This is a genomic window from Bradyrhizobium sp. AUGA SZCCT0222, assembly GCF_018130205.1.
GTDB lineage: Bacteria > Pseudomonadota > Alphaproteobacteria > Rhizobiales > Xanthobacteraceae > Bradyrhizobium.
In genome coordinates this window covers 22,316-36,679 of record NZ_JAFCLX010000026.1, presented here as the reverse complement: position 1 = coordinate 36,679, position 14,364 = coordinate 22,316, and the positions used below count along the sequence as shown (strand labels likewise).

Here is a 14,364-nt window from a genome sequence, read left to right as displayed (position 1 = left end):
CAGCCGTTACGCCGCATCCGCGGCCGGGCACGCGGCCAGCAGCGCGCGGATTTCCTGCGCCGGGCGCGCCGCGCTGAACAGGTATCCCTGCATCTGGGTGCAGCCCAGATTCTGCACGGTTTCGCGCTGCTGCAAGGTCTCGACGCCTTCGGCCGTCGTGATCATGTTGCGGTCGGCAGCGATGCTCACCACCGCCTTGATGATGGAGGCCGAACTCGAATTGCAGGTGACTTCCTTGACGAAGCTGCGGTCGATCTTGATCTTGTCGAACGGGAAGCGTTGCAGATATTGCAGCGAGGAATAGCCGGTTCCGAAATCGTCGAGCGCGATGTGAACCCCGAGCGCGCGGAGCTGGTTCAGCGCAACGAGCGCGGCGTCATCGTCCGCGATCAAGACCGCCTCGGTGATCTCAAGCTCCAGCCGGCGCGGATCGAGCCCGGTGTCGGCGAGTACGGCGGCGACCTTCAGTGACAGCGACTGCGAGCGGAACTGGACCGGCGAGACGTTGACGGCGACGCGCACATGCGCGGGCCAGGTGGTCGCTTCGGCGCAGGCGGTCCGCAGCACCCACTGTCCGATCTCCTCGATCAGGCCGGTCTCCTCGGCCACGGGAATGAAATCGGCGGGCGAAACCATGCCGCGCAGCGGATGCCGCCAGCGCAGCAGCGCTTCGCACCCCCTGACCTCGTCGTTGCGCAAATCGACCAGCGGCTGGTAGTGCAGTTCGAACCCGCCATCGACCAGCGCCGCGCGCATATCGCTCTCGAGCTCGCGGCGATGGTTGGCCTGCTTTTCCATGGTCGGTTCGAAGAAGCGATAGGTCCGGCGGCCCGCCGCCTTCGCCGCATACATCGCCAGATCAGCGCTCTTCAGCAGCGCAAACAGATCGGAGCCGTGACGCGGCGCGACTGCGACGCCGATGCTGGCGTCGCTGGAGAGGCGATGGCCGTTGCAATCGAACGGCGTGCGCAGCCGATCGTAAATCCGCGCGACCAGAATGCTGACGTCATTATCACACGTGACGTTACGCTGAACGACGGCGAACTCATCGCCACCGAGACGGGCGATGAAGTCTTCGGGCCCGACCGACTGGCGCAGGCGATCCGCGACGCCCTTGAGGAATTCGTCGCCGATCAGATGCCCGAGCGAATCGTTGATGCGCTTGAACTCGTCGATATCGATGTAGAGGATTGCGAATTGCGCGGCTTCGGATCCTCCGAGCAGCGCCTCGGCATGGCGCTGGAACAGCGTTCGGTTCGGCAGATTGGTCAGCGCGTCGTAATGCGCCAGATGCTGGATCTTCGCCTGGACGCGCCGCCTCTCCGTCACGTCTTCCAGCGTGGTCGCCCAGCCGCCATCGGGCGAGCGCTGGTAGATCAGCTGGATCGTGCGTCCGTCAGGCGTCGTCGTCTCGGTGATCCGAGCGCCGTCGTCCGTGGGGTTGAGAAATCTTGCGCAATAGGCGTCGACGTCGCCGACAAAGCTTCCCTGCTCCTGGCGATGCAGCACCAGATCGCGAAGATGGCAACCGGGCCTGGCGACATCCGGTGACATGCCGAACATGTCGATATATTGCTGGTTGCAGACGACGAGGCGGGCCGAAGCGTCGAACAACAGCAGACCCTGGGTCATGTTGTTGATGGCGGTGTCCAGATGCTGGGTCTTTTCCGACAGCTTGTACTGGGCTGCCGCATGCTGGCTGCGCAACTGGCGCACGATCAGGAAGATCATGACGACAACGACGATGATCGCGAGCGCCGCCGCGCACAGCTGCAGCTTGGTCTGCGCCCGCCAGTCGGCCAGCGCGGTCTCAGTCTTGGTGGTCGCAACGATCAGGATCGGAAAATGCATCAGCGAGCGGACCGCACCGACCTTGTCCTCATTCTGCGACGAGCTGGTGAAGCGTCCCGAGATGTTGCCGTTCAGCGCGAGCGCCCGCTGAAACGACGGCGACTTGGCGACGTTCACGCCGAGCACCTTTGGGTCTTTCGGATAGCGGGCGATGATGGTGCCGTCACGGTGGATCATCGAAATCGCGGTGTCGTTGTCCAGCGCCAGCGACGCGACAAAATCCTCGAAATGCGACGGCTCGACGCCGCGGCTGGCAAAGCCGATGATCTCGCCATCGCGGCCGACGATCTTGCGCGCGAACACCGTGGTCCAGACTTTGGTGACCTTGCTGACGACCGGTTCGACGATCACGTCGGGCGTCGGCTTTCCCGACGTGAATTCCTGGAAATAGCGCCGGTCGGAAATGTTCACGTCCCCCACCGGCCACATATGGGAAGTGTTGATCAGCCAGCCCTTGGCGTTGAACAGGTTCAGGGCGCCGACATGCGGTAACGCCGCAAGCCTTGCACGCACCATCTCATGCGCGCTCAAGGTCGACATTTTCCTTTCGAATTCGTCTGGTGTGTTGACCCCATCTGCCCGGATATAGTTGAGGACGTCGTCGTGCACGTGCTGGAGATCGCTGAGCTGCTGGTCGAAATGACGCGACAGCAGCAGCGCGGTATTGTTGAGTTCGCGCTCGGCGACTTCCAGCGCCCGCTCGCGGAATTGCAGCGCGAAATAGCCGGTGCCGAGCATGATCGCGATCACCATCGCCGCGGCGCACAGAATGAGCCACTGCACCACGCCCAGGCGCATCCGGGACAGCACGCCGGCGATCGACCGCCGCAGGCTCCCCGCGATGACGCTATCCGATGCACTACCCGGCATTTTGCCTGCCCCCACGGTCGCTTTTGTACGGGAAGACAACCCAAGAGGGCGTTAGCAAAATCAGTTATTGCGGGGTTAAAGCGTGCGCCCGGATCAGGCCATTTCCGGAACTTCCGCCTCTTTCAAACTGCACTCGATCAAGGCCCCGTCGATCGCGAATGCCGAGAATGGCGAAAGCTCGGTCACGACCTGCAGCGCCGCGAAGAACTGCGCATCGCCGGGGCTCTTGAGGAAGAACCGGACATGACCCGCCGACAGCGTGTCGCGCGACAACCAAACGATCCCGGAGAACAGGGCGACCATGGTCTGCGCGTATTGGCCCGCGGTAGCGACCCCGAGTTCATAGAGCGGCGAGACCACGACAAAGCGCGCGCGCAGGATCGGGGTCGGGAATTTGCTCATCATCAGGCGGCTGACCTGACAGGCCGCGTGAATCTTCTCGCCGTCCGAAAGGCAATACAGCGTCGGGTTGTCGCCGTCCTTGGTCAGGGCGTCGAACGCCGCGTAGCTTCCGTTCGAAAACGTGGAAAAGTCTTCGCCGACGCTTTCAGCGTCCTTCTTCCATTGCGCCTTGATCGAACGCCAAGACTTGTCGGAGCTCATCGGCTGGAGGCGCATGATTAACCGGTGGTTAACACAGGACGTGATCACCGGTATTTTATAGGCCTCGGCTAAACGTTTGCTTACGGCCTGGGTCCGGCGGCAAATATTTGTGACGGCTTGCGTTATACCACCGAAGCGCCGATCAGCCGATATCGATGAGGGCAATGCCGAGGTCGGCCCGCTTCTTGCGCCGCAGCCGGGTCGGGACTTCGGTCAGGACGATCTCGAGTGTCGGCCTGACCGTGCCCGCGATCAAGTGCCCGCCCCGCGTCGAACCGTCGGACAATCCAAGCACGATATGAATGTGAAGGCTGGCTTTGCCGTCGTCCCCAACGGCAACGTCGCCCATCGCGCTCAACACTTCGCATTGCTCGGCCACTTCGATCTTCTTGTAGGTCTTCGAGGTGAAATCGAACCAGCCGACGGTTGCCTTCTCGAACGCCCCGATCGCCGTCACGGACGCCGCTTCAATTTTCGTCTCGTTCGCAAATCGCGTCAGCGCTGTGAACGCCTCCTCTCCGGAATCCAGGATGACGACGTGGATCCGCCCGCCGGGGTCGTCGGAAACAAGCTTGGTTTTCATCTCAATATCCTGCATTCGGTCCGCTGCACGGGACGGATTGCGTATGCGGCTATTCACACCGCGTGTTTCGCCTCATCGGCGAGCGAGCGCCTAGGCCTTCTTGCCGGGCGGATCGCCGCCCTTGTCCACGCGGCTCACCTGCTGGGCGCGCGCCTTGTCCTTTGGCTGCTCCTGTCCGCGCTCATCGCGGACGATGCCCTGATCCGCACCCTCGTCTCGAACTTTGGCCCGATCCTCAGAGGGTACAGCCTCACTCTCCGCTTTCCGCAACCGCGACTGGCCTTCTCTCACCAGCAACTCATCGCCGAGCATCTGTCCAATCACCTGCTCGGTCTGCGCCTCTGCTTTCTCTCTGAAGGTGCTCATGGCAATCTCCTTCCATGGAGAACGGCCGGGAGCGGTAATGTTTCCGACCCTACCGATCAAAGATCTGCATGCGAATGGGTTCCGTCTGCATACGAGTCGGTTCCGAGCTGACTAACGATCCTCTGCTCACGCGAATTGCGCGAGCCCGTGGCCGACGGACCAATTCTCCTTCGCGGCGTCGAGCACGTTCACGAACACGTCCTCCGGCCGTATGCCGGGGCGCTCGCCAAGCAAATCCGCGATCCGCCGGAACAGCGCCTTCTTCTGTTCCGCGGTGCGGGTGTCGAACACGGTGATCTGGATAAACACGAGATCGTCACTCCGGACGATGCCAAAGGCGGTGCCGTAGCGGAAGTTCGCTGCGTCATGCTCCGTGATGGTCATGAACTGGTCGTCTTCGGGCACGTTCAACGCTTCGCGCATCGCGCGATAAAGGCTGTCGAGAATCGCCTGACGGTAGGCTGCCGGCTTTCCGGCGCGCAGTGAGATGTGAAGCAGCGGCACAGCTGATCCTTTCCATTTTGTCCTGACCTAGCTAAACGCCATCCGACTATTTTGATATGCTATGGATACTGATATCAGCTATAATCACTGGAAATGACCGAACGCCCCCTCGACCTGGATGCCGTCCTGGCTTTCGTCCGCATCGCCGAACTTGGCAGCTTCACGCGCGCGGCTGAGGCCATGCGGACGACGCAGGCCGCGGTCAGCCTGAAGCTGAAGCGGCTCGAAGAGAGGTTCGGCTGCCGGCTCATCGAGCGGACGCCCCGTTACGTTCAGCTTTCGGCGCAGGGCGCGGCCTTTCTCGAACACGCCCGCGAACTGCTGGCGGTGCACGATCGCGCGCTCACCGTATTTGCCGGTGCCCGGCAGCGACTCACCATCGGCATCAGCGACCATGTTGCGGGGCCGGAGCTCCCGGCGCTGATCGCACGCATGAACGCGCAAGACCCGCAGCTGTTGATCGAAATCCGGATCGGGTCGTCGGGCGACCTGCTGCAAAGCTTCGACCGGCGCGAGCTCGACACGGTGATCGTCCGCCTCGAGGCCGGGCGGGACGACGGGGAAGTGATAACCGAAGAGAAATTCGGCTGGTTCGCAGCACCTGGCTGGCAGTACCGCGCGGGCGAGCCCTTGCCGCTTGCCACGATGGCCGAGCCCTGCGGCGTGCGTGCGATGGCCGGGCGGCTGCTCGATGCGGCGAACGTGCCCTGGACGGAAATCTTCGTCGGCGGCGGCGTTGCGGCGGTCGCAGCCGCCGTCATGGCCGGGCTCGGCGTTGCTGCATTGGCGCCGCGCATGCTTCCATTCGGCGCCGTTGAGGTCGGGCCCAGGCTCGGGCTTCCCGATCTGCCGCGCTTGCCGGTCTTGCTGCACTCCAGGGTCAAGGACGGCCGGCCGCGCGATGCGCTTGCCGCGCTTTCGGCTGCCTTCAGGAGCGTGGTCCGAGGTTAGCCAACGCCTCTGGTTCATGGGGCAAGACGCTGGCTCGCGAACTCGCGTCCGGCTCAAGCGGCTTCGCCGACGGCTGGCGCAGCCACTTCAGCAGCTCGCGGGCGCTGAAGGCGATCACCACCTCATGGTGCCGCATGCCCTTGCCGCCCTTGACCAGGCCGAGATCCCGCACCAGGCAAAAGCGCCCGCTGCTCATGCGGGCCAGGCGGCAACCTTTGAAGAAACCGAACATCGCACAATGATGCATCGGGACGCGATCCCGTCAATTCTTGACGGTACGCGAATCCCTTTTGCGCGCGGGGATTCGTCGTTGGAACAAACACAGCACGGATGAGCGGGACGACATCCCGAAGGCATCATGACCTGAGGTCATTTCCATTGATCGTCGCGTGCGACGGGATTTGCGACGATTGCTGGCGTATCTCACGTGCCGCCGGCCGTTCCGACGGATCACGCCCGAGCATTGGCTTCAATTCGGCAAGATCGATGAAGGCGTCCGCCTGACGCCGCAGGTCGTCCGCCACCATCGGCGGCTGGCTGACAATGGTAGAGATGACGGTCGCGTGGACACCGCGGCGCTGCACCGCTTCCAGCAGCGAGCGGAAGTCGCCGTCGCCCGAGAACAGAAACATCCGGTCGACATGATCGGCAAGCTCCATCGCATGGACGGCGAGCTCGATATTCATGCTGCCCTTCACCTTGCGACGGCCGCTGGGGTCGATGAACTCCTTGGTGAGCTTGGTGACGACGGTGTAGCCGTTATAGTCGAGCCAATCGATAAGGGGGCGGACCGATGTGTATTCCTGATCCTCGATAATGGTCGTGAAATAGAACGCCCGCAGCAGCGTACCGCGGCTCTGGAATTCCTTGAGCAGACGCTTGTAATCGACGTCGAAACCAAGCGCTCTGCAGGTCGAGTAGAGATTGGCGCCATCAATAAACAGCGCGATCCTGTCGGACGATAACATCAGGCACCAGCCCCCCAATTTGAGATGCGCAGCTCAGCAGAGTGACCAGCTTCGGCTCTGCGGACAAGTTGAAGGACACCGTAGCTGGCCGACGCGGGTGGCGTTGACGCCCCGGAGCAAGGGATCGTCGATGCACCACGCGTGGTTCGGGCGTGCCTTGTCAATCTAGCGGGTCTTTTCATGATTAGTCCACTTGGAGCCGCCGAGAATGGCCGCACTCGCCTGAAGGAAGGCAAGATAGTTTTCATAGCAAACCAAAACGCCAAAATCGACCAGATCAAGCGCGGCCTCCCATGAACGCTCGCCCGGCACGGATCGCGCGCCTCCAAGAATAACGTATGGTTGGAAGCTGGTGCTGTCCTGCCGGCGTTTTGCACCCGGTCGAATATCGTTCGAGCAGTGGATCAATTGCAGGCTTGGCTTTGGCATCTCAATCCCCGAATTTGTGGCGGCACGAGACGGCGGTCGTTACGCAAGCGATGTTTACAATGCGGCTATCCCGGACAGCGGCGCCGAGGTTCAACGTTCAATCAGCAAGAGCGATGGCGCGAGATACCTGCTGCCGCTCGGCTATCGCGCCAGCCTAGTCGCCGAGACTCGCCGAACCATTGAACGGAGGTTGATATGCACGTTACATTTGGGTGAGAGGAGCATACTTAAGTTTAGGATCAGCCGCCCGAGCCTTGCGAGGGACCAGGAGTGCCACCTCCTCCCGCAGCGATATCCAGTTGTCGACATTGCGCGTTCCGCGATCGTCAACCGGGGCTTGCAGGCGCGACGAACGGCCGCGACCGTCAAGCGCTCTGAGCCACCTGCGTATCGCGATGCACCATACCTCCGGGCCTGGAAAAGCTGCTAGGATGCGGCTCATTCGTGGGGCCACGTGTTGCCGTCGATGGTGATGATCACCTGACGACGCGGCGCGGGGCCGGACGGCCCAATGCCATGCGTAACCAGATACTGAAATCCCGGCGCTCGGCCGAGCAATCGCTGCTCGGCGGCATGGCTTTGGCATCGTTGACGGCGGCTTGCATCTGGCTCGTGCTCGGTCCCGCCCCGGAGGTTGCCGACTATCTGATTGCCGTCGTGCTGCTTTTCGCCCTGTTTCTCGCCTCATTGATCGTGATGCACCTGGTAGGCAGCACCCGCAGGCAAATGGAAGCCGCGCTTGAGAGCCGGGCAAGCGCTGAACAACGCGCGATAGAAGCCCTGCGCGAGAGCGAGGCGCAGTGGAAGGAGGTCTTCGAGCACAACCCCGTCATGTACTTCATGGTCGATGCCGATGGCATCGTCCTGTCGGTCAACAGTTTTGGCGCCGCCCAGCTCGGCTATCTCGTCAGCGAATTGCGGGGACAACCGGTGCTCGGGGTCTTCTTTGAAGCCGACCGGGACACGGTGCGAAAAAGCGTTGAAATCTGTCTGGCGCATATCGGGCAAACGCACAGTTGGGAGATCCGAAAGGTCCGCAAGGACGGTTCGGCGCTGTGGGTTCGTGAAAACGCGAAAGCCGTCCGACGGCAGGATAACCGGCTGATCGTCCTGATCGCATGCGAGGACATCACCGAGCGCAAGGAGGCAGAAAACGCCTTGCGGCAGAGTGGGAACTACCTGGCCGAAGCACAGCGATTGAGCCACACCGGCAGCTTCGGCTGGCGCGTCGCCACCGGCGAAATCATCTGGTCGGACGAAACCTTCAGGATATTCGGCGTTGAAAAGGCACCTTCTGTCTCACTCGACACGGTCGTTCAATGCATTCATCCCGACGATCGAGCGGGCGCGCAACAGACCATCGACCGGGCGTCCCGCGACGGCAGGGATTTCGATCACGAATATCGATTGCTGATGCCGGGCGGCTCGGTCAAATATGTCCATGCAGCGGCGCATGCCGTAACCGATGCATCTGGTGGCATCGAATTTGTCGGCGCGGTGACGGACGTCACCGCACGAAGGCGAGCGGAGGAGAAACTGCACGAGGCACAGGCTGAACTGGCGCATGTCACGCGCGTGACGGCGCTCGGGGAGCTGGCCGCGTCGATTGCCCATGAAGTGAACCAGCCGCTGGCCGCCGTCGTCGCCAACGCCTCGGCCGCCCTGCGTTGGCTCGACCGCGATACTCCCGAACTGCAGGAAGCGCGCAGCGCTCTGGCCTCGATTGTCGATGACGGCAACCGGGCGGGCGAAGTGATCCAGCGCGTCCGCGGCCTGGTAAGCAAGACCGCCGATCAGAAAGCGCCTCTCGACATCAATGCGGTCGTCAATGAGGTCGTCACCTTGCTGCACCGCGAACTGTTCAGCCACCGGATCGTGCTGCGAAAGGAACTCGCTCCCGCTCTCGGCCCGGTCCTCGGCGATCGGATTCAGCTGCAGCAGGTCATCCTCAATCTCGTCATCAACGCCATTGAGGCGATGCAACCGGTCACCGACCGACCGCGCAAGCTGGCGATCCGGACGCACGAGGACGCCCACGAGATTCTGGTCACGGTGACAGACTCCGGTATCGGATTGGCCGTTCAAAATGCTGACCGACTGTTCGCCCCCTTCTTCACCACCAAATCCGACGGCATGGGCATGGGCCTGTCGATCTGCCGATCAATCGTCGAGTCCCATGGCGGGCGACTGTCGGCCTCCATCAATGTCGGGCCCGGCGCGACGTTACAGTTCAGCCTGCCGATGCATCAAGAGGACCATACGCCGTGACCGGCCGCTCAAACTCGCCTCGCAACGTTGGCGGCCCGGACGAGCCGATCGTCTATGTTGTCGACGATGACCTGTCGGTGCGTGAAGCGCTCCGGAATCTTTTCCGCTCGGTGGGCTTGCGGGTCGAAGTGTTCGGTTCGGGCGCTGAATTTCTGCAGAGCAAGCTGCCGGACGTTCCGAGCTGCCTGATCCTTGACATCAGGTTGCCTCGGCTGAGCGGCCTCGACTTTCAGGCCGACCTTGCCAAGGCAGGCATTCACATTCCCATCGTCTTCATGACGGGCCACGGTGATATCCCGATGACGGTCAGGGCCATGAAGGCCGGGGCTGTCGACTTTTTGACCAAGCCGTTCCGCGATCAGGACATGCTGGATGCCGTGACGGCGGCCATCGAACGCGATCGAAACAGCCGGAATGAAGCAAAGATCCGCTCCGACCTGCACGCGCTGTTCGCGACCTTGACTGCCCGGGAGCGCGAGGTGATGGCGCTGGTCACGACCGGGCTCATGAACAAACAGATCGCGGCCGAAATCGGCATTGCCGAGATCACCGTGAAGATACACCGCGGAAACATCATGAGAAAAATGGCCGCGAAATCGCTGGCCGACCTGGTGAAGATGGCCCAGGCGCTCGAAATACAGCGCCCGGCGCCGCCGCAATAGCGGCGGGTCGTTGAGCGATCCACCCCCCGTCCTGCAAACCTAAGTATGATTTTCCGCCCCTGATTTGCGACGCACTCTGCCCTCAAGCGGCTTGCAGCAAGAGGCATTCTGCCGGCACGTCAGGAAGCACCGCTTTGGCCAACCCACCCGTGATTTCAATCATTGACGATGACGGCTCCGTTCGCACCGCGACCTACAATCTCGTGCGAACGCTTGGATACGTCGTTCACACCTTTGAATCGGCCGGGGCGTTCCTGCGGTCGCCTCATCTGCATGACACCTCGTGCGTGATCGCAGATATTCAAATGCCGGTCATGAGCGGTCTCGAGCTGCAAGCTCACTTGGTTGCCGACGGATACCGGCTGCCATTCATTTTCATCACCGCTTTCGCGACCGAGAGCGCGCGCATGCAAGCGCTGAAGGCCGGTGCGAGCTGCTTTCTCACCAAACCCTTCACGGGAGAGGCGTTGATCAACTGCCTCGACGTCGCGCTGCGCGGGCACGGCGCGTAAAAAAGCAGATGACCCGATCCGATTGGGTTAGCACGGCATCTGGCGCCGCTATTCCGATCGGTCCGGCGACAGGGCCAAAACAACAATTCCATCCCACCGAAATGACGGTTTCGAGCCGGTCATACCTAGGGATAAGCCGATCAACCATCTAGACAAGTTGAATATGAGGCGGGACGGAACGAGAGTGAGGCATCGTCGCCCTCCGGTAAATCCGACGGCACGACAACCAGTACACCACGATCAGTGAATGGCAATTCCTCAGGAGGAGGTCGCCATGCGTACAGGCCCACGCTGTTCCGAATGCGACAGTGAAGAACCCAAGATAGTATGTCTGCGAAATCCGGCGCGTGAACGTTACTGCGGACGTTCTTGCCTCGGCCAAGGCCAGGAAAAATTCATTCGCCTGATCCTGCGAACGAACGCGGAGGCCGCATCATGACAAATCGTTGCGACAATCCGAACTGCGACCGCCCCTTCGGGCTGGTCCGTTTCAGCTGGCGCTTCGGGCAATTCTGCTCGTCCAGGTGCCGCGAGCACTGCAAGCGTCAGCGGGATCGTAACAAGGCCTACTGGAGATGGCTCTACAAATGCCCCGAGCCGTCTGTCGCAAACCAAAAATAATCCAGCGATGCGGCAGGTCGGGGACTGCAGACCGTCTCTCGGACGTAGATGAGCCGAAACCGTTGAGCTGGAATTGTCGATAGAGTAAGCGGAGGAGCCATCATGACAAGCGCGCAAGCGATGTTGATCGGAGCACTACTCGCCTGGACGCCTTCGGTTCTTGTGCTCGCCTGGCTCTTGCGGGACATTCGAGACACACGCGGCCAGGATTAGCCGCGATCCAGATTCGAGCCGACATCGATTTTCGGCGCGGCGACTTGTCGTCCGCGCCGCGCCATCATCCGGCGAGCCGCCATCATCCGGCAAGCCAGCGTCCCTTGTGAATGTCGAATTTCACCAGACCTTCGTCGCGCATTTTCAGAAGCAGCGACTGGCAGGCTTCCTCATTCGGAAGATTGGCGCGTTTCATGATCTCGTAGACCTTAAGCGGCTTCTCGCGAAGCGCATTCAGGATATTCTCGCGATCCTTGAGCATGACTATTTCCTGTAGACCAAAACCGACATTGATTGTTGAACGAACTATAGCGTTTTCGAGCGAAGTGGACACCGGTTCGCATAGCAATCAAGCTTACGCAGATTGCGTAGACTTATCTGCGTAGAAAACGCGTCAAAACAAGATTCTAGACCATGGCCAGTTTGATTTGACCATCGTCAAGGACTCCGGTCGCGAGAGCCTCGCGCGCCCTGCGTTCGATAACGGGCCAATTGGTGAGCAGATATTTGTGGGCCAGCGCCTGCGTCGGAAGATCGGTTTGCAGAAGGCAGCGCTGCCGCGCGTTCCCGTTCGCGATCTGAAAGGATACCGCTTGCGGCCCCTCGATGATCTCTTGTTCGGTGGGTTTGGCAACCAGCCGCATACGCTATTCCCTGTGAAACTTGTCAGGCCAAGCTGTTCGGATCGACCGCAACTGCCGCGGATATATCGTCGGGCGGCCCGTCAGGGCTGCTCGTTCTCGACCTTCGGGGAGCGTTTCGGCTTTTTGTCAGCACCGGGCTGCGTGTTGCGGACCGCGGCGGTCAGCATCTCCCGCAGTTCCGCCTTGGTCTTCGGTGGTTGCCGCGCGACAGATGCTTTCCATTGTGCCATGGGACTCTATATGGGGTGCCGGATCGGGAATTAAAGGCCTGTGGCTCGCGATGTGGTGCAATGCCCGTTCGAGGTCAGACCGGAAAGCGGCGGCCCGGGCAACGGCTTGGGCACAACGTCCCGCGAGAATGTCGAGCTGTGTTCGCCGTGCCGTCATTGCCTGCGACAAACGCAAAGTTTTTGCGCAAGGGAGCACTTGCGACGAGGCAATCCATATCTTTGCGTGGTGCGATGGATTGCTTCGCGGAGCCTGTCATTCGGGCGCGCATTCGCGCGACCCGTTGGCTCGCAATGACGATTTAGTAGCCACCCTGCCCCATCAAACAAAAACGGCGGGGAAATCCCCGCCGCTTTGAATTCAACGATGCGAGAATGACGTTACATCATCCCCATGTCCAGCATGCCCGGCAGCTGCGCGAGCGGCAGTGCGGCGGCGCCGACCAGGGTCGCGACCATCGCCGCCAGCGCGTGGTTGGAGCGGCGCTTGCCGCGCATCTGGGCGGCAATCCACTCCAGCACCTTGGTGTCGATGTTGACGGCCTTGGCCGGGGCCCAGCTTTCGATGTCGGTGTCCGGCGACAGGGCAATCGTGCGCGGCGGCACGGGCAGTCCGGATTCGGACGCTGCATGATGGGCGATCGCCTTGGCCAGCAGATCGTCGAAACGACCATCGTCGCTGCGCTCGGCGGCAGCGTCGCTGATTTCGAACAGCGCCTCGGCTTCGGCGCGGCTGACCGGCTGATGCTCGACGGCGGTCGCGGTCAGGATGCGGGCGCACCAGGCGGCATCATCGGCATCGAGCGCGCGGGAAAAATGGATACGGCCCTTGGTGGTCGGGCCCTCGCCGGTGATGACGCCGTCGCGCACGATGGTGAGCGCGTGGGCAGCGGTCTTGCGGCACGAAGGCTGGAGAACGGCGAACGCTTCAATGGATTTGGTAGTACTAGGGGCAGACATAGCTTGCACTTCTCAATTTCTTTTTCTGGTCCAGCATTGCGACGCTGGCGTAAACGAGTGGTTAACGATTCGGAACTTGCATTCCGAGATTTTTAGATGGTTGCCATTTAGTCGCTGTGACTCCAATTAGTCGCTGTGACTGATGTCACGGTTCGGTTGAACGACCGATGAACGCCCCGGGCAACCGGGACCGGGGTCTTGCGGACCATAAAAGGCGATATCGGGGCGATCCGGGCGATTACCGCCGCTGTGGATTTTTCGTCGCAGGGGCGCAGATCGAAAGAAGGTGCTAGGAGTTCCCTATTCGCGGAGAAGGATCTCGCCTTTTTTGGCGGGAGGTTCACTTCCACCCTGCTAGGGCTTATACAGATTAACAGAAATTCTCCTGCAACTTGAATAAGATGAGGTGTACCATGGCACTCCAGATTGGCGCAGTCGCCCCGGACTTCGAAGCCCAGACCACCGAGGGCAAACTCAAATTCCACGACTGGATCGGCTCAAATTGGGCGCTGTTATTCTCGCATCCGAAGGATTTCACCCCGGTTTGCACCACCGAACTCGGCGCTCTCGCAAAGTTGAAGCCTGAATTCGACAAGCGCGGCGTCAAGCTGATGGGGCTCAGCGTCGATCCCGTCGACAAGCATTCGAAATGGTCCGAGGACATCAAGGAGACGCAAGGCGCGGCGCCGAACTATCCGATGATCGGCGACACCGATTTCAACGTCTCAAAACTCTACGACATGCTCCCCGCCTCCACCTCGGGGGATGCCGCAACGCGGACCGCTGCCGATAACCAGACCGTGCGCAACGTCTTCATCATCGGACCGGACAAGAAGATCAAGCTGGTGCTGGTTTATCCGATGACCACGGGCCGCAATTTCCAGGAAATTTTGCGCGTGATCGATTCCCTGCAGATGACGGCCAAGCATCGGGTCGCGACCCCGGCCGACTGGAAACAGGGCGAAGACGTCATCATCGCAGGCTCGGTCACCGACGACGAGGCCAAGACGATCTATCCGCAGGGCTGGAAGTCGCCGAAGCCGTACATCCGGATCGTGCCGCAGCCGAAACAGTAACTCGACACGTCATTCCGGGGCGATGCGCAGCATCGAACCCGGAATCTCGAGATTCC

Annotated in this window: 17 protein-coding genes; 5 read left to right on the top strand and 12 right to left on the bottom strand. The window is 61.2% G+C overall.

All coding sequences use genetic code 11. From position 1 onward, the window contains the following. Positions 1 to 6: 6 nt before the first annotated feature. The 5 genes from JQ629_RS22190 to JQ629_RS22170 all read right to left on the bottom strand — a co-directional run bounded on the left by JQ629_RS22190 (position 7) and on the right by JQ629_RS22170 (position 4,777). Complete coding sequence (locus tag JQ629_RS22190) at positions 7 to 2,721, bottom strand: bifunctional diguanylate cyclase/phosphodiesterase (protein WP_212414450.1); 2,715 nt, start codon at positions 2,719 to 2,721, stop codon at positions 7 to 9. A gap of 93 nt (positions 2,722 to 2,814) precedes the next feature. After that, a complete protein-coding gene (locus JQ629_RS22185; protein ID WP_212266157.1) occupies positions 2,815 to 3,324 on the bottom strand; it encodes a hypothetical protein in 510 nt (169 codons plus the stop codon). A gap of 142 nt (positions 3,325 to 3,466) precedes the next feature. Further along, a complete protein-coding gene (locus tag JQ629_RS22180) occupies positions 3,467 to 3,907 on the bottom strand; it encodes a PPC domain-containing DNA-binding protein (protein ID WP_192733778.1) in 441 nt (146 codons plus the stop codon). Between the two features lie 90 nt (positions 3,908 to 3,997). Then, complete coding sequence (locus tag JQ629_RS22175; protein WP_212414449.1) at positions 3,998 to 4,273, bottom strand: hypothetical protein; 276 nt, start codon at positions 4,271 to 4,273, stop codon at positions 3,998 to 4,000. Positions 4,274 to 4,399: 126 nt separating this feature from the next. Further along, positions 4,400 to 4,777 carry a tautomerase family protein gene (locus JQ629_RS22170; RefSeq protein ID WP_212266152.1) on the bottom strand — a complete coding sequence of 126 codons (378 nt, stop codon included), beginning with the start codon at positions 4,775 to 4,777 and terminating at the stop codon, positions 4,400 to 4,402. Between the two features lie 93 nt (positions 4,778 to 4,870). Here JQ629_RS22170 and JQ629_RS22165 point away from each other — a divergent pair, with 93 nt between their 5' ends. Continuing rightward, positions 4,871 to 5,728 (top strand): LysR family transcriptional regulator, encoded by an 858-nt coding sequence (locus JQ629_RS22165; protein ID WP_212414448.1) that lies wholly within the window; start codon positions 4,871 to 4,873, stop codon positions 5,726 to 5,728. Here the strand turns inward: JQ629_RS22165 and JQ629_RS22160 are convergent. The 3 genes from JQ629_RS22160 to JQ629_RS22150 form a co-directional block, all read right to left on the bottom strand. Beyond that, positions 5,706 to 5,924, bottom strand: coding sequence for a hypothetical protein (locus tag JQ629_RS22160; protein ID WP_349631307.1), 219 nt, complete (start codon positions 5,922 to 5,924; stop codon positions 5,706 to 5,708). The two genes, JQ629_RS22165 and JQ629_RS22160, sit on opposite strands and share 23 nt — an antisense overlap. A 160-nt stretch (positions 5,925 to 6,084) precedes the next feature. Beyond that, positions 6,085 to 6,696, bottom strand: coding sequence for a LabA-like NYN domain-containing protein (locus tag JQ629_RS22155; protein ID WP_212414447.1), 612 nt, complete (start codon positions 6,694 to 6,696; stop codon positions 6,085 to 6,087). A 165-nt stretch (positions 6,697 to 6,861) separates the two neighbouring features. Next, positions 6,862 to 7,125: a hypothetical protein gene (locus JQ629_RS22150; RefSeq protein ID WP_212414446.1), complete on the bottom strand. Its 264-nt coding sequence runs from the start codon at positions 7,123 to 7,125 to the stop codon at positions 6,862 to 6,864. 516 nt (positions 7,126 to 7,641) lie between these two features. On the opposite strand from JQ629_RS22150, the gene JQ629_RS22145 reads away from it, so the two are divergent. The 3 genes from JQ629_RS22145 to JQ629_RS22135 all read left to right on the top strand — a co-directional run bounded on the left by JQ629_RS22145 (position 7,642) and on the right by JQ629_RS22135 (position 10,567). Then, on the top strand, positions 7,642 to 9,393 hold the full coding sequence (locus JQ629_RS22145; protein ID WP_212414445.1) for a PAS domain-containing sensor histidine kinase: 1,752 nt from the start codon (positions 7,642 to 7,644) through the stop codon (positions 9,391 to 9,393). Next, a complete protein-coding gene (locus JQ629_RS22140) occupies positions 9,390 to 10,055 on the top strand; it encodes a response regulator transcription factor (protein WP_212414444.1) in 666 nt (221 codons plus the stop codon). Before JQ629_RS22145 ends, JQ629_RS22140 begins: the two co-directional genes overlap by 4 nt. 149 nt (positions 10,056 to 10,204) lie before the next feature. Beyond that, positions 10,205 to 10,567, top strand: a complete 363-nt coding sequence (locus JQ629_RS22135; protein WP_212414497.1) for a response regulator transcription factor — start codon at positions 10,205 to 10,207, stop codon at positions 10,565 to 10,567. Between the two features lie 916 nt (positions 10,568 to 11,483). On the opposite strand, the gene JQ629_RS22130 is transcribed toward JQ629_RS22135, so the two are convergent. The 4 genes from JQ629_RS22130 to JQ629_RS22115 all read right to left on the bottom strand — a co-directional run bounded on the left by JQ629_RS22130 (position 11,484) and on the right by JQ629_RS22115 (position 13,232). Continuing rightward, positions 11,484 to 11,663, bottom strand: coding sequence for a helix-turn-helix domain-containing protein (locus tag JQ629_RS22130; RefSeq protein ID WP_192733787.1), 180 nt, complete (start codon positions 11,661 to 11,663; stop codon positions 11,484 to 11,486). Between the two features lie 145 nt (positions 11,664 to 11,808). After that, on the bottom strand, positions 11,809 to 12,045 hold the full coding sequence (locus JQ629_RS22125) for a hypothetical protein (RefSeq protein ID WP_212414443.1): 237 nt from the start codon (positions 12,043 to 12,045) through the stop codon (positions 11,809 to 11,811). An 80-nt stretch (positions 12,046 to 12,125) separates the two neighbouring features. Then, positions 12,126 to 12,275 carry a hypothetical protein gene (locus JQ629_RS22120; RefSeq protein WP_212414442.1) on the bottom strand — a complete coding sequence of 50 codons (150 nt, stop codon included), beginning with the start codon at positions 12,273 to 12,275 and terminating at the stop codon, positions 12,126 to 12,128. Between the two features lie 378 nt (positions 12,276 to 12,653). Then, entirely contained in the window at positions 12,654 to 13,232 is a 579-nt protein-coding gene (locus JQ629_RS22115; RefSeq protein ID WP_212414441.1) for a hypothetical protein, read from the bottom strand. A gap of 413 nt (positions 13,233 to 13,645) precedes the next feature. Here JQ629_RS22115 and JQ629_RS22110 point away from each other — a divergent pair, with 413 nt between their 5' ends. Continuing rightward, positions 13,646 to 14,308 carry a peroxiredoxin gene (locus JQ629_RS22110; RefSeq protein WP_212266143.1) on the top strand — a complete coding sequence of 221 codons (663 nt, stop codon included), beginning with the start codon at positions 13,646 to 13,648 and terminating at the stop codon, positions 14,306 to 14,308. Positions 14,309 to 14,364 lie beyond the last annotated feature (56 nt).